Source organism: Thermodesulfobacteriota bacterium (genome assembly GCA_036397855.1).
Lineage (GTDB): Bacteria > Desulfobacterota_D > UBA1144 > Nemesobacterales > CSP1-2 > DASWID01.
In genome coordinates this window covers 1-19543 of record DASWID010000101.1, presented here as the reverse complement: position 1 = coordinate 19543, position 19543 = coordinate 1, and the positions used below count along the sequence as shown (strand labels likewise).

Here is a 19543-nt window from a genome sequence, read left to right as displayed (position 1 = left end):
ATCTAACTACTCGTTGACCTTATAAACTTAATTGAAGCATGTAGCAACGTAAGATGAGCACAATCTATTTCCTCTCGAACTATAAGCGTCAGTCAAAAGTATCCCATATACTGCTCCCCATTAAGGATAGGTTAGAAGAAATTTAGTAAAAATTAAGGAAGAAAACAATGGGGGGGGAGCACTGAGTTACCAAACAAAATATGTCCAAGTTCTAGGGGCTGTTCCCATCGTAAACGATTCCGTCGAAAATCTCACAAAGACGAACAAGCCCAAATTGACTCTCTAGACGTAAACCTAAATTGTACTTACCAATACTCCACCTGACAGATAATGTCAGATAGCTTTTTGATTACCAACCACTTATCTCACAACTATGAGAATATTTCGGCAAAATTCTCAATTAATCACTAACCTTGTCAAGACGCCACCAGCCATTGCAGACAGGATCCGAATAATATGAGGGTATGCTTTTATTCCAAACTTAACAGATAGGTTATTAATTATTGCTCGAATTTATTATAGAAGGCTCAGATTGTATCTTCCGGAGTTGTATCCAACTCACACGCAACATCAAAAAAATCTCGATCTATAGTCTGAGCAAAACTGATAATGCCTGAATCAATTGAACCTTGCAGGTCAAATATTTCTCCCACACCAAAACCTGAAAAGAAGACTAGACTCCTACAACCGCTCCTCTCCCATGTAAATGGCCCCAAATCACTGTCAAACCCTGTTTCGTCCTCAAAGAAAGCTACAGAAAATACCTCCCCATCTCCCACGCAATCCCACTCGGATGTCTGTGATGGTCTCGTAGAGCCGTTTAAAATATCGTCAAAGTCAAAATTGCATTCCCCATCGTCATCGTCACAACTTACTACAAAAGCAAATATCAGGATTAAAGTTAGAGCAGAAACAATTGCTTTAGTTAAATTATCTCTCATTACGCCTTTACTTTATTTCTTTCTTCTCATCACTTCCTTGTAAGTAAATTTTGAACTAAGAGGGGTCAAAAATCAACGGGCTGTTCCCCAAATCCTCTTACAAAAATCCCTAGAAATTGCCCGCTAACTGAGGCCTTCTATGGCTTAATAGCCATACTTAGTGCGGAAAGTGGTACTATGTCTTTACGGAATAGATAGATTGCCACTTCAACTTACACCGTCTGATAGGTGAAATCGTGGTTATAGCAATTAATTCTGGATGCCTTTCGCAATTCTGTCGATACCGTCTATTATCGTCTGTTCTGCTTTGTTAGTTGGTAAACATGTCATCTGTGGAACTGCCCCAATTCTTTTTGTGTCACTGCCTCCGCTATCGAATGAATTTTCTATCTTATCTAACCTCTCTTCCAAGTTACAAAGATAGTTTTTGTTTCATTTGATAAATTGATCTGATGGTTTAAAGGTGTTGAAATTTTCACACCTGAAGCCGTGTATCCTTGCACATTGTGTTATAAATTCGTTTTCTTGCAGTCATAACTATCTTTAATTATTGCGCAATCAAATTTATAACTACTGGCATGAAAATTGCCCGCTTTAGTAATGGTAGGTGGAGGGTGACTAAATTATCGTAGGTGCACCATTTATATGGATCACGTCTTAACGCCTTTGATACGGGAAAACTAATTAATTAGAAGGGGAAAACAATGAGAAATATGTCATTTAGTTTACCGATTTCACTAAATAAAACCTATCAGATAATCACAAGAGAATGGGAGGACTTGAGATGCTCCTTTGAGATGTGCGGTGATATAGGGGAGTTTAACTACGAGGATCTGAAGGATTTTAAGTGGCTTATTGGAGAAGAATATGAATGGCTTATGTCAAAAATTATTAAGATGGATGAGAAGCTTTCCCAATATGGATATGCTACATCCGAAGCCTTGTATGTATTTACCGTGCTTGCTATGATGGCAGCAAAAAGGCTTGGGCTTAACAGTGAAAATTTAGCCTTTAATTTCGGAATGGGTTATGGCTTTGTTCGGACAGGGTTGATTTCATATGATAGATTAGAACCAAAGCAGGTCCTTTTCTACAAAATCTTTTTTCCCTTGGGTGGAACATGGGATATGTTTTGGGGATTTGATCCTTACTTGGTAAAGGAAAAGCTTAGTATTGTATTCCATAGATTCATGAGTTGGCAGATTAATCCTCAACACTACAAAGAGGACTTTGCTAGAAGTCAAAATATAGAAGAACTGTGGAAAGCATGGGAAGAAGCGAATGAATAACAAATATTACTTTTTGCGTAGTGAACATGTTGAAGGATTCTACAGATTATGATTATATGGATATTAATCCGAAGCTCCCCGTCTCTACCCTCACTAACTGTGGTAGTCTGTCCTTTAGGAATAGTAGCTTCCCTTGAATTCCCAAACCGGTCTTTAACTATTATTTGATAAGTACCCACCTGCCCTTGCGGGAGAACTTGCGTCCGTGGTAACCGGGAGATTTTTTATCAGATCTTACAATGACTTAAAGTAGTCTCTACTCAATGGATTGGTTAAATAGCAAATTGAGATTCTAATTATATTAGAATCTAGGTCCCATCAGCTAGTCACCAGTTAATCCCTTAACCTTCACACTAATCTCTTTCATTCCCTCTCTTTCAAACATTAACTCTAGCTTTAGCGTATCATCCCTTTTAATTGGTTCAGTTATGTCAGTGAGCATTATATGCGTTCCACCCGGTTCTAATACTACCTTTTTACCTGATGGTATTACCAGTTCTCGTAATATCTTCATCTGTGCAATTCCATTATTGTCGATCTGGGTTGTATGAATCCCTGCGTGCCCCGCGAAGCTAGCATTAATCCCTGTGAGCTTGTCATCATCGTTGCCAAGATTTTCAATAATCATGTATGCCGCTGTAACCGACGAGCTAGGGGGTAATTCTCTTATCCAGGCATCGCTTACCACTATTTTCGCCCCCGCATTTGAGGCTGCGACAAAATTTATCGCTAATGAGAAAGTAATAAGGAATTTCAGTACCATATCAACTTTCAAACCCACATCGACTGTTAAAGAATTTTTAAGATGACTTTCACAATCGCTCTTGAGTCAATTCTATACTGACACTATATAAATAACACCATCGCAAGATCATAAACGAGATACGCCAAAGTAGTTTGAATAGTAATATGGGTCTTCTTTTGAATCTGTTTCTTTTTTGAAGTATTATGCATGGTCTGCACCCTCCTACATAGGAGCAAAATTTCAATTGTTTAAATCTGGTATTGTAAACCTCTTTTAAAATATGTTATATTGGTTCCCGAAATTTTAGAATCACAAACATAGTCCGGGGATCAATCGCTTTATAGGTCAATAATTTAACCTTATTGTAAAGGAGGATGGGTGATGACGCGGGAAAATCTTAAAATTCATTTATTTAAATTTGAATGCACGGTACCAAAATTCCTTAACATAAAACTGTACCACATTAAAATAATGCTGATCACGTTTTTTGGACTCACGTTGGTATCACTTCTATCTTTCATTATTGCATATAAATTTTACAAAAAAGCTGAAATAAGTACCCATCAGAAAAGAGAACTGGCCGACCAACTAAAAAGTCAGTCCAATGTATTAAATGAAATGAGCAAGGATGAACTTGTATTGAAATCCAGGTTAATAGAAATCGAAAAGAAACTCTTGGAAATGCAAGAGTTACTTGACAGAAAGGGTATAAAGAGAGAATTGGCCGTGGGAGGTGAGTACATCCCGGCCGACGGATTGGATTTATCCTATCTTGATAACATGGAAAAGGATATATATGAAATGTTTAATACGATTAAGAGTTTTCCCTTGGGTAAGCCCATCATAAAATCCGATGTCAGATCAGGTTTTGGATATCGAATGGATCCTTTTAGAGCTGCCCCGGCTTTTCACTCCGGAATAGACTTCGAAGCGAAACCTCGACAACCAGTTTTTGCGACTGCTGATGGATTAGTTACTAACGCAGGTTGGTATTACAGTTATGGAAATACCGTCATAATCAATCACGAAAATGGATATCAAACACTTTATGGACACCTAACGAAGGTAGATGTAGACGAAGGACAAAGGGTTAAGAGTGGAGATCTAATTGGTAACGCAGGTTCCACAGGAAGATCCACTGGAACACACCTGCACTACGAAATAATAAAAAACGGCAAAAAACTAAATCCATCTAAATACTTAAGTTTAAAGTAACCATTAAATCTTAAACGAAGCTATTTTTATGAATTAAGAGGGAATGCTCCCAGATTTAGAAACATTCCCACTTTAAAGGAGGATAAAGGATGAAGTGCATTAAGTTGAAAATTTAAATTTAAAAGTGATTATAAAGTACGTTACTTAATCTGTCAAGAGGAAAATTTATTTCGCTTCTAATACCCCCAATTTGTTACAAAAAAGCTAGTTTCGTCTTGAAAGTTAGACCCGCCATGATATACTGACCAGATCAACATATAAAAATAAACCCCGCGTAGAAAAACTGTTAAATATCCTTATGTTGGCTTGAAACATACTCCAAATACTAACCTTGGCGGCGTAGCTCAGAGGTAGAGCAGGGCTCTCATAAGGCCTTTGTCGGAGGTTCGATTCCTCCCGCCGCCAGTAAAAATAACCCATTATAAACAAAAGATTCTTATTTGATTTCAAGAAGTTAAGAGAAATAAGCCTCTATATTCCCAGTTTCAATACTTTTCAATATCTTTCTCCTATATGGTAGGTTTTTCCATAGAATAAACACACTACAAACACATATTGAACACAGATATGTACCCCTCCTTCATGTAATAAGTAATCAAGAAACTTAGAGGACGACAAGTTAAGTTACCTAAAGGCGAAGCTACACAAAGTAGAGTGCTTTTGCCAAGAAAGATAACTCCGGATTCAACGGCATTCTAAACTTACTAATTTATTTTTATCACTATTTACTATTAGCCACCGGGATAGAGGCTCGTCTCGGTCAGCGTAGCGTGCTTTAAAGGGGTATATCCCTGCCCCGGAGAGGTCGCTATTTTTAATAGACAATAATATTAATATATAACAAAAAGATAAGTGCCTCGTGAAAAAAGCTCGAATGCCTCGAGCTGGGGGCAATAATAGGGTATTATGGCTAATGCTAGCAATAACAAACAGTATCTATTTAGATATACACATATTTATAGATTTAACTCATTAGCATAATTTTAAATAGTCAAGATGTGTCACGTATTCCCACTTTTTCTTGTTGTTTTCGAGAATGGACTTTCGAGCACTTTGCACGCTTCCATCGTTCTCACAACTAACGCCTTAGTCTTGGACTTTGGCTTTGTAATACGTGCATATTCCTTTTCAAGGTGGTCACGATCTGACTGTTCTTCCAACGTTAAGACGTATGCCTGATGCGCCAACTTATTCCGCTCCTTTTGAAGAAGACCAAGACCTTTAACGAGCTGATGATCGGAACTGATCTTTGAGAATTGATTCAGGAGCCTGTCAAGTGGTTCGTTTTCTACATCTTCCCAGCCATATTTGAAGGTTACGATCCCCTCTAGTCGAGAGGAGATAGTGGCATACGTTTCAGCGATATAGAGTTTCAGTGCGAGTTCAATGTATTCAAAGTCAATTAGTACCTTTCCGACCAAATTTAAGTATTCTTCCAGATACTTTTGCTCAGCCGCCGCGAATTTTCACAACTCAAGCGTATAAAATGAACATAACTGTGCCGAAACCAGCAAACCCGAAAATCGCGCCGCCGCTTAGGGGCCGGCTGAAGCAAATGTTAGCGAACTATTGTTTATTCTTCCAATCTTCGTAGAGCCCATTGACGCGCCTCATCTCTTCCCATTCTTAACCCATTGTAGCTTATAGCATATTCAAATGCATTACTAAAGCGCGTAATGTCAAAGTGAACCTCCTTCTGTGCCGATCGCACTCCAGCACTCTGTGTATTAAATTTTGGCCGATTTCCAATCGGTGGAGGTGGGTGTTCTGGAGCATCAAAAATATTTCTTATTAATTTATCAATTGAATCATTAAAATTCTGATCATTTCTAAAATCGATATAAAATTTACCCCTGAGATACGAAGGAATGGCTTCAGATTCGCTACCACTACGAAGAACAGGGATAAATTTTGTCTTGGATGATACACCAGAAAATATTTCGCCAGTTACAATTGTTTTTTCATAGCCTACACCCCCAGAACCCTTATTCGCTTTTTCAGCAAACAAGGGTGTGCATATAAGTAAGACGTATTCAGATTCACGAACTGAGGTTTCCATATACTCTGGAAGGTTTATTCCCAGCTTAGTATCCCACTGATCAAGTCTTGCATCGATCCCTCTAGCTCTTAACTCAGAAGCTAAAAATCTAACCCAATCTTTATGATTATCATTATCCCATGAATAACTAATGAAACACTTTGGTGCATTCATTATCATCATCCAATGTTTACGATTTTATGGCTAACTAATAATTAGACGAACTAAAGTTCGTATAAACGCCCCCAGTATGTGGTGTTATGCAAACACCTATCACCCTTTTACTTGTATAGGAGTATACTTAAAAATATCCCTTTACGTCAAAAGCACGTAACTATGAGAAAATACGGAACAACACCCCAAAAAGCCCATCGTGTTCCTGAAACCATAAAACGTAAGCATTATTGAAGTCGCAACGAAAAGAGTTACGTCGCCTGTATAAGGCATATAACAAAAAGATAAGTGCCTCGTGAAAAAAGCTCCACTACATGGCTACTGGGGAGCAGCATATTACACCTAGAAATCAAATAAATAAAATCTTAGAATGTTAATATGAAAATTATAACTTTGATTAGAGAGAAGATAGTTACAAACATCTCCAATATAATAGCATTTGCATTAGGATTTACAGTTGCTTGGCTCATATTAGTATTGTTAAAATTAGATAATGTTGCTATCGTTGGATTATTAGGGGTAATAATTGGAGCAATGGTCACTTCATTTTCAAACTACCTTATCTCAGAAAGACAAAGAAAAGAAAAGTTAGAGTTAATAGCATATGACAAGATAGTAGATGCACACCAAAAAGCATACGCTCACTGGTACAAAGTTACGAGCAAAATATATGATAACCGAGATGAACTAAATAAAGCTTACTTTGAGATGCAAGATTGGCTTTCTGAAAATTGCTTATATCTAGACCCAGAAATTGAAGATGCATTAAGAGTCTCAATAGATTGTGCGTCACATCATGAAGGTTATGTAAATACTAAATCTGACTCTAAGTTTATTATGGAGAATTGGAATGACATACATAAACCACGAACTCTAATTAGAACCAAAATAAAGTTACATCCTATACCCATACCCGAAGACCCTAAAGGCAGGCATTCATAAATGGATAAATAAAATCGGAGTCAACTACTCTATAAGTAAGGTCAATATCATCATATCAGGTTAAGGTGTGTCTCCTACATTTTATAATAATTACGCATTAGGGGGCTTTTAATTCTCTAAGTAGTCACCTAATCGGGCACGGATATCAAGTATAGCTTCCGCAATCCTCTCAAGTGTTTTATACCTTCTTCCGTGGAGAGACCGTTTTAATTGGTCTATTAAATTACCTCGGTATACATATTTTTTTAGACGGCCCTCATTTATTAATTGCGATTTAACCCACTTAAATTGCTTTCTAAGTTCACAAGGGAAATCATCAACTTCCAATTTAAACAAGTGAAACACATATGCGTTTATAAGACGTATTCTTATATCTCCCCTATGAATAACTAGAGCACCGATTGCCTGATTTAGTATGTGACAAGTTTCTTTATAGGACTCGTAATTTTTACTCATATAACATGGAAATAATAGCACGATTTTTGATTTTTTATCATACTAGAAAAGAGTTCTGGATTAAGGTTATATAAATTTCCCTTTTATCCCAATGATATTTACAATCAAATCAAATGTATTTATAATAACATTACATGAGGGAAAAAAGAATAAGAACAAAGTTATTTCAAGTCTGGTTGCATCCAAAGGAATTTAAGTTCTTAACTAACTATGCAGAAGAAAATTTAATGACTTCCTCAGACCTTGTCCGTTATTGGATAAGACAGGCAATGGAAAAGGATAATTTAATTAAAAGTGTATCAATCGAAACAGATCCTAAAAAAGGGAGGTAAATGATAAATGGCTAAGCGAAGAGCGTGGGGTACGGGCAGCATCTACAAGAGAGGCAAAAGCTGGTATATCGCCTATTATGCGGATGGTAAACAAATCAGAGAGAAGATAGGCTCTACAGCTTTGATAACCAAAGGTCAAGCCGAGCAAGCATTGAAGGCAAGGATGGGTGAGGTGGTACAGGACAGGTTTAATCTTAAGAGCAAGAGACCGGCAATCGGCTTTGAAAAGCTAGTGGAGAAGTACTTGGACTATTCAAAAGCAAATCATCGCTCTTATAAGAGAAGCGTAACTATATGCAAGGCACTGTTACGATTCTTCAAAGGGCATAGTATAGATGATATTACCTCATGGTCTGTCGAGCAGTTCAAGGCTAAAAGGAAAGATGAGGGCAAGACGCTGGGAAATATCAATCGAGAGTTAACCGTGCTTAAGAGAATGTTTAACCTAGCGATAGAGTGGGGTCTAGCTAGTGCTAATCCCGTGAAGGGTGTAAAGTTCTTTAAGGTCTCTAACCAACGCATGCAAATTCTACGTGAAGAGGATTTCTTAAGACTATATGAAGTAGCCGCTCCGCACCTTAAACCAATCCTAATTTGTGCCGTTAGCACAGGCATGAGGAGAAGCGAAATTCTAGGCCTTAAATGGGAGGACGTTAACTTAAAACAGAGAACCATCACCGTGAGAGATACCAAAAACTTTGAGTTTAGATTTATACCAATCAACGAAACATTACTGCAAACATTGACTGAGTTACAGGAAAATGCTTCCAGTGAATATGTCTTTAATTACAAAGGCAGCCCTGTCAAAGAAATCAAGAGTGCTTTTGAAACTGCTTTAAATAAAGCCAAGATATCCCGTTGTAGGTTCCATGACTTAAGACACACAATTGCTACAAGGCTTGTTATGAATGGAGTTGACCTGGTTACCGTTCAGGAGCTATTAGGGCATAGGTCAATTGTTATGACCAAGCGTTACTCCCACCCTACACCTGAGCATAAAAAGAGAGCCATTGAAAGCGTCAATTTCGCTCCGAATAAACCCTACATGAACACAAGTCACCTAGTTAGGGCTAAATTACTTAATGATTAAAGAAAGTTACAATAACCCATAAGGGCTCTCATAAGGCCTTTGTCGGAGGTTCGATTCCTCCCGCCGCCAGTAAAAAATTCATGAATATATTGGATGAAAAAAATACCTTTAGAAGAAATTCAGGTTACTCTGAAAACTTGACTCACGTTCAGGGATTCAATCTACACAATTAATTTATAAAACTTCGAAGTATATCCTTCATATCGGAGTCGGATAGTTTTTCCAGTGCCGCTTTTTCGATCTGCCTAATTCGTTCACGTGTAAGATTAAATATCTTTCCAATTTCATCCAACGTGTAAGTTGTATTTTGGTCTATTCCGAATCTCAGCCTGAGTATCTCTTCTTCTCTAGGAGTAAGTAATGTTAAAGCTTGCCTTATCCTTTCAAAAAGCATCACCCTTGTCCTAATTAATTCAGGGGCGGGAGATTCCTCATCGATAATAAAATCGAGGAGAGTTGTTTTCTCACCTCGAAGAATTGGCGAATCTAAGCTAACAGCATCATTTGTTGATTTTAAAATACGCTTTATGACATCTACAGAAACCCCGGAGATGTTAGATATCTCTTCAGGAGTTGGACTCCTCCCATGTTTCTTACGCAGATTTGAACTTATCCTCAATATCTTATTAGATTGCTCCAACAAATATACCGGCACCTTTATTGTTCTGGTCTGCTCCTGAAGAGACCTGAACATAGCTTGACGGATCCACCATGAAGCGTATGTCGAAAACTTAAACCCTTTGGTATGATCAAATCTCTCCACGGCCCTCATCAGCCCGACATTACCCTCTTGTATTAAGTCCGAAATCGGAAGACCCACGCTGATATATCTCTTAGCCATTGCCACAACTAATCTCAAGTTCGACTTAATGAATCTACATTTAAGAAGTTTAGCCTTTTCAGAATATACCTTATCAAGGGCATTTAATATTATGATCTTCCTGGAAAGGTCCTTTGGCTTCAATCTCCGATGCCTGATCCTTTCATTGTTTCTTGATTCGATTTTATTTTGAAGCCTATTAACAACCAGTTTTATTTCTTTGGACTTCTGTTCACATCTTTTTATCTTAGCTGAAACTTCAATCTCTTCCCTTGGTTTTAGCAAGGGTTCATTTGCCATATCCCTGAAATAATAATACATAAGCCTATACTGCTCATCCGGAATCCTACTGCTCTTCTCAAATTCTACGCAATCTGAGCCATTGGGTTCAATATCAGACTCAGAATCATCCACATCAATTAGTTTCCCTTTGAAATTTGGAGACCTATAGGTTTCTAAATCATTTGTAAAACCCATATTATCATTGACAGATGAAACTGTGTCGTCGGAGTCGAAGCTCTTAATTCCCAATATAATTCACCCGTTCCAGTTTTCTCTGATTACGAAATACTTAAAACAAATCTTCTCTAGTACTTTAGCTTGCTTACCCACTCTCGATTGGAATCTTATGCAGAACCAGTATAAAAACACGAGCACTTTTCTTAAATAACCTCAACCTGATACGTTAGTGCCCTTGCTTAAAATAGAGAGTGTAATAGAATCAAAGGGTTCATTTAATCCATTAATCCAAACTCTAAATGAGTTTTCTACACCTCACCAATCATAAAGCAACAACGTACAAAAACCTTCCGGTTACCGCTAATTATCGGACTGCAAACCTAAAATACCTATTTTACGGCCGAGTAATTCTTTGCGACCTGTTTCCAATTGACAATGTTCCACCACGCCGAAATATATTCAGGTCTCCTGTTTTGATATTTAAGATAATAGGCATGTTCCCAAACATCGAGACCGAGAACCGGCCTTAATCCGTCAGACACCGGATTGTCTTGATTTGGAGTAGAGGTGATTGTCAGTTTCCCGCCTCGATCCACGCAAAGCCATGCCCATCCACTTCCAAACCTGCCCGCTGCTGCCTTTGAAAATTGCTCTTTAAAATCTGAGAATCTACCAAAGGATGAATTTATAGCGCCAGCCAATTCCCCTCCAGGCTCACCACCGCCATCTGGACTCATAATCGGCCAAAACATTGAGTGATTGGCATGTCCACCACCATTGTTTCTAACCGCAGTTCGTATATCTTCAGGAATAGAACTTAAATCCTTCAACAAATCTTCTACACTTTTTTTCTCAAGTTCAGGATGCTTTTCAAGAGCACTGTTTAAATTATTCACATATCCCTGATGATGCTTTGTATGATGAATCTCCATTGTACGAGCGTCTATGTGAGGCTCCAGGGCGTCATATCCATATGGTAATGGCGGTAACTCATGTGGCATTGAATACCCCTCCTTTTAACGATTGAATATTATAAAATTACTTATTAATCTTTAACCTGTAATCGTTGATAGCAAGTTTTTTTGAGAATTCAATTTATCCTTCAACGTATGTTATTTTAACGCTTAAATCTGTGAGTGTCAAAATAATTCATTGTTTTCATTATATTTTTACAAGCATATAGAATTTATTTATTATATACGTACCAAAAAGCCCGGTAGAACTATTTAATATTATACGAATATATCTAGGTCCAATATCTAAGTTCTAGCAATGAATGAAAATTACATAATAGAGCTCAAAAACGTTCATAAGTCATTCGATTCAAGACAAGTACACACTGGTGTCAATCTTTCTATAAGAAAGGGCGAAAACATTACGGTGCTGGGCGGAAGCGGATCGGGCAAAAGTGTTTTGCTCAAAGAGATTACCGGTCTTATGAAGCCAGATGAAGGAGAAATTGTTATAGAAAATGAAAACATAGTCCCAATGGATGAGAGTGAATTAGTTCATGTCAGAAAAAAAATCGGTATGCTCTTCCAAGGCGCTGCACTTTTCGATTCCCTTACGGTTGCCGAAAACATTGCATATCCCCTGAGGGAGGGCAATAAACATTCAGAAGAAGAAATCAACGAAATTGTCTCAACAAACTTAGAGCTTGTGGGGCTTCCGGGAATTGAAGATAAACTACCTTCAGATCTAAGCGGTGGTATGAAAAAGAGGGTGGGGCTTGCAAGGGCAATGGCCATGAACCCCAAGATTTTGCTCTATGATGAGCCAACAACGGGCCTGGATCCTCCCAACATCAGCAGAATAAACCACCTCATAAGAAACATGCAGCGGCAATTCGGCATCACAGGAGTTATCATTACCCACGATGTGAAGAGCGCTCTTGAAATTTCGGATAGAATTGCTTTTCTTTACAACGGAAGAATAATCTTTGAGGGTACCGTAAACGAAGCACAAAACACCGATATAGAAGTCCTGAATGATTTTATACTGGGAAGATTAGAATATATAGACTAATAAAAGACGGATCCCGGATCATCTTAGAGCCAAAACGCCCTATTCATCAATGCTCAGCCCTTCAACATTTTTGATTTTCCAATCACCAAAGGTATTTTTCTCAAGGGTAACAGTCACGTTCTCAGGTAATACCGCATTTCCAAATATTGGAATTGACTTGCCGGTTTTGATCCCATTAACATAAAAATCAAGGTTTGCCACTGCCATTTTTTCCTTATCTGAATCGTTAATCGACACCTTTAATTCGCTATAATTACCATCAAAACCGTCATATTTGGCAAAGAAACCCTCTATGACGTTTTTTACAACAGGATAGGTCGCCCCGTATTCATCTCTATAATTAATGGAAAAGTGATCCATCACTCCTTCTAAGTCTTTTTCCTTACCTGCTTTAAGAACTCCATCAAATATAGATTCTATCTCGGTCGTGTCGTCCTCGGCGGGCAAGAAAAAAAAGAGAATCAGGACTACCAAAACTATTAAAATAAGAATGATCTTTTTCATGATCCATGGCCCATTCCATTAGCTAAAACGGATCCTCAACGTTCCGGGGTTAGCACGAAAGCTAAGATCCCAAATTGCAAATCCTTTACGTTGTATAGTATTTTACATCTTAATAAATTGATTGTAACCAGCTTCTTACCCTTTACCGATTGCAGTACATTTAGAAACATAAAAGAATATTTGGTTTATAAGCTATCTACAACAAATCGCCATTATTGAAAGTCCTCTTCCTAATCTCCCTGCCGTCTGTACTTATTGCAACCATCCCCTCTTTTGTAGTTTCAACGAATTTCGACTTCCTATGAGTGTCGAAATTTGGCACATTTTTATCAAGATATTTTCTAAGACTATCTTTTCCACGATTAACTATCAAGATCTCTGGTGAGACGATATTCAAAAAATCATTAAATGACCTTAAATTACCCTTTAATTGAGGAATATATAGCACGTTCGATTGAATCCTATTATGGTAAATATCGATCAATTCCCGTTGCACAGATAAGTCTCCTAAAGACTCTCCCAATAGATAATTTATGTTTCCAAATGTTAACTTAAATATAAGTGGATAGGGTCGAGAGGAATCTGCAATTTTATAATAACCCCTGGGTTTATAAAATTCGATCCGAACACCCTCTATTTCAAAATTTTCAACTTCATCCATGAGATTCTTCCAGCTTATATTCTTACCTTTGACCAATTTCCAGAGCTCTCCATCCAACTTTACTCCATTTGTCCAGAGTCTTTTAACCTCAAATCTCCGTAACAAGTATTTGACACCCTCTAAATGATCCTTGTCCAATGTAGTTAAAATTAGATAATCGATGGTCGTAACGTCAGAATTCAGAAGAAAAGGGGAAATTACGCTTCTTTCCATATAACCACCCATATTGAAGAAGGAATAACCGCCATCGACGAGAATTGTCTTTTCTTGAGGAAGCTTAACGAAGACTATATTCCTATTTGAAATGTCTATGAAATCTAATTCTAGATACCCACTTTTAGAGTTACTCACTTTACTAATAGTCATCGCCATAATCAACCCTACAATAAAAAATGGCAAAACATATTTGAGATTTGGGAAAACCTTCTTAAAACAAACAACCAGAATTATCAATATATACATAAGCCAACCCGTAATTCCTAAAGATGTAACCGTTAAAGAAGCAAAAGGTATCTCAACGAGCTTTTCTATTCCAAAGATAAGAATTCTAATCAGATAAACATTGAGAGTGAGAAATGGCATTGCTAAGTACTCATTTACAGAGAACACCAAAAATGAAATCAACCCTAGGGGAACTATTAAGAATTCAACCAGGGGTACAAATATTAAATTAGCGGGCAGTGATATCAATGATAAAATACTGAAGGAATTCACGATTAAGGGTATAGTTGTAAACGAGGCACCCAATGTTATCTTAGAGCTTGAGATTATCTTTTCGGAGAAGCTACCGACTTTTAATGGATAAAACCTATTGACAAATATAATTCCCAAAACAGCGGCAAAAGAGAGTTGAAATGAGAGTTGAAAAAGCGCCCATGGTTGCCACAGCAAAATTATAAACGCAGAAGCGCCTAGCGTATTCAATTTATTTTCCTCTTTACCAAGTACCACTGACATAAGATAAACCGCAATCATTAAAAATGCTCTTACTACGGGAGTAGCACATCCCGCTACTGCCATGTAGATGAATAAAGGTATTATGGTTAGTCCAGCAGTAAGCCTTGGGACCTGCCACCTAATCAAGAGATACTCCGACCTTTTCAGAATCCATTTTATCGTTAAATAGAAAGCAAGCGCTACACCCCCTACATGCAGTCCGGATATAGAGAGCAGATGAGCAATACCAGTTGCTGAAAAAAGATCTCTCAGCCCGTTTGGCATTCCTCCCTGATCTCCAATTGTGATTGCGTTCAGTATCTCTCCCTCAGATTGAGGAAACCTGTGTCTTACAAAATCCCCAAACCTGGTTCTAGCCTTATCTATTGTCCTTAGAGAGTAAAAAGGCGTTAGTTTTGGCTCAAATAAAATTATCGAATCCATTCCGGAAACGAATCCATAGGCATATATCTTCTGCCTTCCATAATAACGCTTGATATCAAAATTCCCGGGATTCTTAAATGTTCTATATGGCTTTAAAACAGTATCTACAACCCTTACATAATCCCCTCGAGATAAACCACGAATTCTCTGTTTAGTATTAATGATCACCTTTCCTGTTGCCGACTCTTTCTTACCCTTTACTACAATCTCCCGAACGTCAACAAACAACCTTGAACCCTCTATTCTACTCTCTGGGGATCTATATAAAGTTCCCAAAAGGTCAATTTCATTTCCAACAAAGTTTGCAATGTGATCTTCGGGTGGGGTGAGACTTATTGAAAACAGAACTCCGAGGGGTATAAACAAGAGAAATCTAAGATCCGCAAAAAATAAAGACAGCAGCCCGAGTATTGGTGAGATAAAAAGGATAAAAATCCATTCGTAGCCCAAATTTTCACTTATAAATATCCCAGCTATATACCCGATTAGTGGAGGTAGTATAGGATATTTTAAGAAAATCGAGTTCATTTAACCATCAAATTTCTTAATCAGAACAACCGTATGAGCAGCAATGCCTTCAACCCTCCCTGTAAAACCGATGCCATCTGTAGTTGTTGCCTTGACTCCGATGCAATCTTCTGATATTTCGAGAATCGTCGATAGTTTTCCTCTGATTTGTGAAACGTAATTTCCAATCTTAGGCTTCTCACAAACAACTACACTATCCACATTTTCAATATTGAAACCCTTGGATTTGGATAATACGACTGTTTCCCTTAACAGAATTAAACTAGAAATATTCCTGTATCTTGGGTCAGTATCAGGAAATTTACTACCTATATCGGGCTCTCCAAGTGCACCAAGTATAGCATCACAGATCGAATGAGTAAGAACATCAGCGTCTGAGTATCCTTGAAGTCCCAGTTCAAAGGGTATCTCGACTCCTCCGAGAATAAGTCTGCTCCCTTCGGAAAACTTATGCACGTCGTACCCAATACCTACACGAAACATTGAATACCTCACAAGTTAACATAACTAAAGTATACTGCTAAAGTCGGTAACTTTTTCAATTTATGTCATATGATCAGTCATCGTCTATCGAACTGACTTCTTCTCTATCGTAATCCACCGTACAATCGAACGGTTTTAATTTCTTGATTAAATATGACTGATTTTTGCGGCGGCCAAATCGCTCGGTCCTAACTGATCGGCAATTTGTCTAGATAATGGTGATCAGTCTGGGAAAATTAAGAAAACAAAATGGTTGTAATTTGTTCAGGCTTTTAATCCAGAGACCATACCTCGTTCAATAACCTTGGAGAATATCATACGTCCGGTAGGGGTTTGAAGGACACTGGTAACAGAAACATCTATATCTTTACCTAGGTACCTTTTACCATCATCAACGACAACCATAGTTCCGTCTTCAAGATAACCTATACCTTGATTTTCCTCCTTCCCTTCCTTGACAACACTTATGGTCAGAGCCTCTCCAGGCAACACCACAGGCTTGAGGGCACTGGATAATTGATTGAGATTAAGTACCTTTACCCCATGAAGTCCAGCTACCTTATTTAGATTATAATCGTTAGTCACTATTACCCCTTTTAACCTCTTTGCGAGTTCAACAAGTTTTAAATCAGCTTCATTAATCTTCGGAAAATCGTGACTCGTTATCTTTATAACAACGTTTGGAATCTCTTGCTGCATCCTTTTGAGAACATCGAGCCCTCGCCTGCCTCTCACGCGTTTGATGGGGTCAGTGGAATCAGCTATGTACTGAAGTTCTTTTATTATGAATTTAGGCACTAACAGGACCCCATCGATAAACCCAGCTTCAGCCACATCTGCGATCCTTCCATCTATGATAGCGCTAGTGTCTAGAATCTTTGTGCTGGATGGTCCGCTTTTAGCAGTAACCCTTCTTCCCTGTCGATCAGCTTCATAGCCTTTTTTTATCCCCTGAGATATGCCTAGATAAAAAAGCAATATAAAAATGAACACAGAAATGTACTTAGATATATCCGGTGAAATATTCAAAGCGTGTATAATCTCTATGATCGCAAAGAAAGTAAGCGACGCTGTTACGATGCCGATTGATAATCCTAAAGTCGAATTTGTTGGGAAATTTTTAATAACTAGCTCTATTCCGATTATTACGCCAAGGGTAATGGCACCTATACCCAGAGTGATTATTAAAGAAGTTGTAAGGCTATAGGCCGGATAAGTAACCCAAAATCCTGTTACAATGGACAATAAAAAGAAGAGAATTTTTAGTTTCATATCTTCCTCGCCCCGTTCCCTGATCCCTTACCGTTTATGGAATTAGAAAAGGTAATTATAAATCCGAAAAGGTGTTTTAACAAGAAGCAAACTCAATTTTTATCTACGTAGTTGATACTAAACCAAATCCCAACGTGTAAATACTATGCCTAATGCTACCCCGTTTATAAGACGGGGTAGCATGTAGTTTAGAGTTAAATTATATATTATTTGACTTCCACTTTAATTTGCTTGGTTGCTGCTTCTTCTCTCTTCGGAATCGTGATCTCCAGGACACCATCTTTATAATTGGCCCTGATCTTCTCCGTGTCAACATTATCCGATATGCTAAAGCTTCTGACAAACTTTCCATATTTGCGCTCTGCCCTCACATAATTATCTTTATCAGACTTCTCCTCAAATTTCTTTTCCCCCCTTATTGTGAGTATGTTATCTTTGAGATCGATTCCAATGTTCTCTTTCTTTATACCTGGAAGATCGGCACTTACGATATAATTATCTTCAGTTTCATATATATCTACCCTTGGTGCCCAGGTCCCGGCGCCGAGATCTTCAATTCCAAATCTAGAAAGAGTCTTGGCTGTATCATCAAACATTTTTTGAAAAGTCTCACCAAATAAATTTAGACCCTTATAAGGTTCCCAAACGGATAATCCTAATCTCATGCTAACTACCTCCTAAATTAGTTTTTTTACTGTAGATAGAAATTAATCACGGTTTAGTGCGAGTCAAGGACAATTTTTAAGGAATCCGAATAAATCACTTGTGGCACTTCTGTAATAACTTAAGGAGGGGTTACATCACATTTTCACTTGAATAAAAAAATATTCTTACACGATTCTAAAAAAATTTAGTATCCTCCCACCACCCGATAGCCGGGGTTTTCCAACCCCGGATTTAGGGAAGTTTATTCGATTAGAATGCGGGACAGGAATGTCCCGTCTATCCTTTGTTCGGTTTAGGCACGGACTTCATAAGGAGAATGAAATGGTCTATTGAGTCATATAAGACATAATATCCGTTTTGCAGAAAAATCTGTAGTTGGGATATAGTGTTATCACTTCCCTTACCGCACCTACTCTAAGAAAACTTAGTATCTATCTTCAATAAGCAGGAAATACGATGTAAGATAAAATCCATCGATAATTAGTTAAAAGGGGGTTTTAAATGTATAAGCTTATGTTAATTGTTGTTATGACGATCGGTTTCTTCTATGCTGGGTGTAAGGGTCAGGAAGGTCCAACAAAGAGCGGTGAAGACACCGAAATGAAGGAAGAGAAATCAGAGGATGTGGTTTCTGAAATTGAAGAAAAGGTCGAGAAGATGCATGAAGAGCATGCAAAGGAAGAAGCTATAAAGGTACCCCCAGAGATAGCTGCTGAGCTCTGGAGCCTTATACAGACAGAGGATTATAGAGAGCACTGGAAAATGTGGCCTGGAAAAGAGGCTTTATACAAAGGGCCAACCCCACACGGTGCCCTACTTACCACATATATAAATTCCATCGGTTATGAAGCGGTTCTCAAAAAGGAAAATGAGCTACCACCTGGAACAATTATTGTAATGGAAAATTACATGCAGGATAAAACGCTTGAAGCCATTACTGTTATGTATAACTTGGTGCCTTTTGACCCTCAACACGGAAACTGGTTCTGGGTAAAGTTTGCACCGGATGGTAAGCCGATGAAAATGGAAAGGGATGGAGAGACTATAACTCTGGCCGGTAAGGTTACTGAATGCATTGAATGTCACTCTGTGTCATCGTCTGGGACTCAATATATTATGACTAACCCTAAATGAGTAACGTTGTGATAAATTGTGAATTTAACGCCTAGTGCTATACCTCCAAACATCGCCAATTCTAAGAGCCCTCTAATCAATCCGTACACAGCGAAGAAGAGAAGCATTTCTTTTATTATTAGATACTCGCGTCTTATTAGAACCACCGGGAGAAGAACTAAACTCATAGAGGACGTGCCATCCAGAGGTCATCTTGAATTAACTTCACACATACTCGCGGCGTATAGGGTACTGTCGCCGGAGGTCGGCATTGATAAGGCAGTAATACAGTTAATTGAGCACGCTATGATGGAAGGAGTTGACCCTATGTCCATGCGTTTTGCCCTAAGTTCAATGTTGGACAGCGGTAGAAATCCCCATGACCGCCCTTATAATATCTTCAGATGGCT

19 protein-coding genes and 2 tRNA genes are annotated in these 19543 nt (G+C 38.2%); 10 read left to right on the top strand and 11 right to left on the bottom strand.

Going from position 1 to position 19543, the window contains the following annotated elements:
- Positions 1 to 527: 527 nt before the first annotated feature.
- A complete protein-coding gene (locus VGA95_07610; GenBank protein HEX9666412.1) occupies positions 528 to 941 on the bottom strand; it encodes a hypothetical protein in 414 nt (137 codons plus the stop codon).
- A 704-nt stretch (positions 942 to 1645) separates the two neighbouring features.
- On the opposite strand from VGA95_07610, the gene VGA95_07605 reads away from it, so the two are divergent.
- Positions 1646 to 2230 carry a hypothetical protein gene (locus VGA95_07605; GenBank protein ID HEX9666411.1) on the top strand — a complete coding sequence of 195 codons (585 nt, stop codon included), beginning with the start codon at positions 1646 to 1648 and terminating at the stop codon, positions 2228 to 2230.
- A 322-nt stretch (positions 2231 to 2552) separates the two neighbouring features.
- On the opposite strand, the gene VGA95_07600 is transcribed toward VGA95_07605, so the two are convergent.
- Complete coding sequence (locus VGA95_07600) at positions 2553 to 3005, bottom strand: copper chaperone PCu(A)C (protein ID HEX9666410.1); 453 nt, start codon at positions 3003 to 3005, stop codon at positions 2553 to 2555.
- Positions 3006 to 3356: 351 nt separating this feature from the next.
- Here VGA95_07600 and VGA95_07595 point away from each other — a divergent pair, with 351 nt between their 5' ends.
- Complete coding sequence (locus VGA95_07595) at positions 3357 to 4190, top strand: M23 family metallopeptidase (protein ID HEX9666409.1); 834 nt, start codon at positions 3357 to 3359, stop codon at positions 4188 to 4190.
- 333 nt (positions 4191 to 4523) lie between these two features.
- Positions 4524 to 4595, top strand: a tRNA-Met gene (locus tag VGA95_07590).
- A gap of 596 nt (positions 4596 to 5191) precedes the next feature.
- On the opposite strand, the gene VGA95_07585 is transcribed toward VGA95_07590, so the two are convergent.
- Together VGA95_07585 and VGA95_07580 are read right to left on the bottom strand one after the other, a co-directional pair.
- Positions 5192 to 5611 (bottom strand): hypothetical protein, encoded by a 420-nt coding sequence (locus VGA95_07585; protein ID HEX9666408.1) that lies wholly within the window; start codon positions 5609 to 5611, stop codon positions 5192 to 5194.
- Between the two features lie 152 nt (positions 5612 to 5763).
- Positions 5764 to 6402, bottom strand: coding sequence for a toll/interleukin-1 receptor domain-containing protein (locus VGA95_07580; protein HEX9666407.1), 639 nt, complete (start codon positions 6400 to 6402; stop codon positions 5764 to 5766).
- A 378-nt stretch (positions 6403 to 6780) separates the two neighbouring features.
- Between VGA95_07580 and VGA95_07575 the strand changes: the two genes are divergently transcribed.
- From VGA95_07575 to VGA95_07560, 4 genes are all read left to right on the top strand, one after another.
- Complete coding sequence (locus VGA95_07575) at positions 6781 to 7344, top strand: hypothetical protein (protein ID HEX9666406.1); 564 nt, start codon at positions 6781 to 6783, stop codon at positions 7342 to 7344.
- 590 nt (positions 7345 to 7934) lie between these two features.
- Complete coding sequence (locus VGA95_07570; protein ID HEX9666405.1) at positions 7935 to 8132, top strand: hypothetical protein; 198 nt, start codon at positions 7935 to 7937, stop codon at positions 8130 to 8132.
- A 7-nt stretch (positions 8133 to 8139) separates the two neighbouring features.
- Positions 8140 to 9222: a site-specific integrase gene (locus VGA95_07565; protein ID HEX9666404.1), complete on the top strand. Its 1083-nt coding sequence runs from the start codon at positions 8140 to 8142 to the stop codon at positions 9220 to 9222.
- A tRNA-Ser gene (locus VGA95_07560) sits at positions 9201 to 9291 on the top strand. The genes VGA95_07565 and VGA95_07560 overlap by 22 nt, the downstream gene beginning before the upstream one ends.
- A 100-nt stretch (positions 9292 to 9391) precedes the next feature.
- On the opposite strand, the gene VGA95_07555 is transcribed toward VGA95_07560, so the two are convergent.
- The gene (locus VGA95_07555; protein ID HEX9666403.1) at positions 9392 to 10573 is read right to left on the bottom strand and encodes an RNA polymerase sigma factor RpoD/SigA; all 1182 of its coding nucleotides are present in this window, start codon (positions 10571 to 10573) and stop codon (positions 9392 to 9394) included.
- Between the two features lie 317 nt (positions 10574 to 10890).
- On the bottom strand, positions 10891 to 11502 hold the full coding sequence (locus tag VGA95_07550; GenBank protein ID HEX9666402.1) for a superoxide dismutase: 612 nt from the start codon (positions 11500 to 11502) through the stop codon (positions 10891 to 10893).
- Between the two features lie 271 nt (positions 11503 to 11773).
- Between VGA95_07550 and VGA95_07545 the strand changes: the two genes are divergently transcribed.
- Positions 11774 to 12526, top strand: a complete 753-nt coding sequence (locus VGA95_07545; GenBank protein ID HEX9666401.1) for an ABC transporter ATP-binding protein — start codon at positions 11774 to 11776, stop codon at positions 12524 to 12526.
- Between the two features lie 39 nt (positions 12527 to 12565).
- Here VGA95_07545 and VGA95_07540 read toward each other — a convergent pair whose 3' ends face one another.
- The 5 genes from VGA95_07540 to VGA95_07520 form a co-directional block, all read right to left on the bottom strand.
- A complete protein-coding gene (locus VGA95_07540) occupies positions 12566 to 13030 on the bottom strand; it encodes a hypothetical protein (GenBank protein HEX9666400.1) in 465 nt (154 codons plus the stop codon).
- 196 nt (positions 13031 to 13226) lie between these two features.
- Entirely contained in the window at positions 13227 to 15599 is a 2373-nt protein-coding gene (locus tag VGA95_07535; GenBank protein HEX9666399.1) for a DNA internalization-related competence protein ComEC/Rec2, read from the bottom strand.
- A complete protein-coding gene (ispF, locus tag VGA95_07530) occupies positions 15600 to 16082 on the bottom strand; it encodes a 2-C-methyl-D-erythritol 2,4-cyclodiphosphate synthase (protein ID HEX9666398.1) in 483 nt (160 codons plus the stop codon).
- 264 nt (positions 16083 to 16346) lie between these two features.
- Positions 16347 to 17354: a PIN domain-containing protein gene (locus tag VGA95_07525; protein HEX9666397.1), complete on the bottom strand. Its 1008-nt coding sequence runs from the start codon at positions 17352 to 17354 to the stop codon at positions 16347 to 16349.
- A 206-nt stretch (positions 17355 to 17560) separates the two neighbouring features.
- Positions 17561 to 18019: an Hsp20/alpha crystallin family protein gene (locus VGA95_07520; GenBank protein ID HEX9666396.1), complete on the bottom strand. Its 459-nt coding sequence runs from the start codon at positions 18017 to 18019 to the stop codon at positions 17561 to 17563.
- 502 nt (positions 18020 to 18521) lie between these two features.
- On the opposite strand from VGA95_07520, the gene VGA95_07515 reads away from it, so the two are divergent.
- Complete coding sequence (locus VGA95_07515; GenBank protein ID HEX9666395.1) at positions 18522 to 19154, top strand: cytochrome P460 family protein; 633 nt, start codon at positions 18522 to 18524, stop codon at positions 19152 to 19154.
- Positions 19155 to 19172: 18 nt separating this feature from the next.
- Positions 19173 to 19543, top strand: a 371-nt coding sequence (locus VGA95_07510) for a hypothetical protein (GenBank protein HEX9666394.1), incomplete at its 3' end; no start/stop codon positions are given.

What these genes read in the sequence shown, in the direction of transcription:
- VGA95_07610 (HEX9666412.1), bottom strand. Translation starts at nt 941, where the DNA reads ATGAGAGATAATTTAACTAAAGCAATTGTTTCTGCTCTAACTTTAATC.
- VGA95_07605 (HEX9666411.1), top strand. Translation starts at nt 1,646, where the DNA reads ATGAGAAATATGTCATTTAGTTTACCGATTTCACTAAATAAAACCTAT.
- VGA95_07595 (HEX9666409.1), top strand. Translation starts at nt 3,357, where the DNA reads ATGACGCGGGAAAATCTTAAAATTCATTTATTTAAATTTGAATGCACG.
- VGA95_07580 (HEX9666407.1), bottom strand. Translation starts at nt 6,402, where the DNA reads ATGAATGCACCAAAGTGTTTCATTAGTTATTCATGGGATAATGATAAT.
- VGA95_07575 (HEX9666406.1), top strand. Translation starts at nt 6,781, where the DNA reads ATGAAAATTATAACTTTGATTAGAGAGAAGATAGTTACAAACATCTCC.
- VGA95_07570 (HEX9666405.1), top strand. Translation starts at nt 7,935, where the DNA reads ATGAGGGAAAAAAGAATAAGAACAAAGTTATTTCAAGTCTGGTTGCAT.
- VGA95_07565 (HEX9666404.1), top strand. Translation starts at nt 8,140, where the DNA reads ATGGCTAAGCGAAGAGCGTGGGGTACGGGCAGCATCTACAAGAGAGGC.
- VGA95_07550 (HEX9666402.1), bottom strand. Translation starts at nt 11,502, where the DNA reads ATGCCACATGAGTTACCGCCATTACCATATGGATATGACGCCCTGGAG.
- VGA95_07545 (HEX9666401.1), top strand. Translation starts at nt 11,774, where the DNA reads ATGAATGAAAATTACATAATAGAGCTCAAAAACGTTCATAAGTCATTC.
- VGA95_07540 (HEX9666400.1), bottom strand. Translation starts at nt 13,030, where the DNA reads ATGAAAAAGATCATTCTTATTTTAATAGTTTTGGTAGTCCTGATTCTC.
- VGA95_07535 (HEX9666399.1), bottom strand. Translation starts at nt 15,599, where the DNA reads ATGAACTCGATTTTCTTAAAATATCCTATACTACCTCCACTAATCGGG.
- ispF (HEX9666398.1), bottom strand. Translation starts at nt 16,082, where the DNA reads ATGTTTCGTGTAGGTATTGGGTACGACGTGCATAAGTTTTCCGAAGGG.
- VGA95_07525 (HEX9666397.1), bottom strand. Translation starts at nt 17,354, where the DNA reads ATGAAACTAAAAATTCTCTTCTTTTTATTGTCCATTGTAACAGGATTT.
- VGA95_07520 (HEX9666396.1), bottom strand. Translation starts at nt 18,019, where the DNA reads ATGAGATTAGGATTATCCGTTTGGGAACCTTATAAGGGTCTAAATTTA.
- VGA95_07515 (HEX9666395.1), top strand. Translation starts at nt 18,522, where the DNA reads ATGTATAAGCTTATGTTAATTGTTGTTATGACGATCGGTTTCTTCTAT.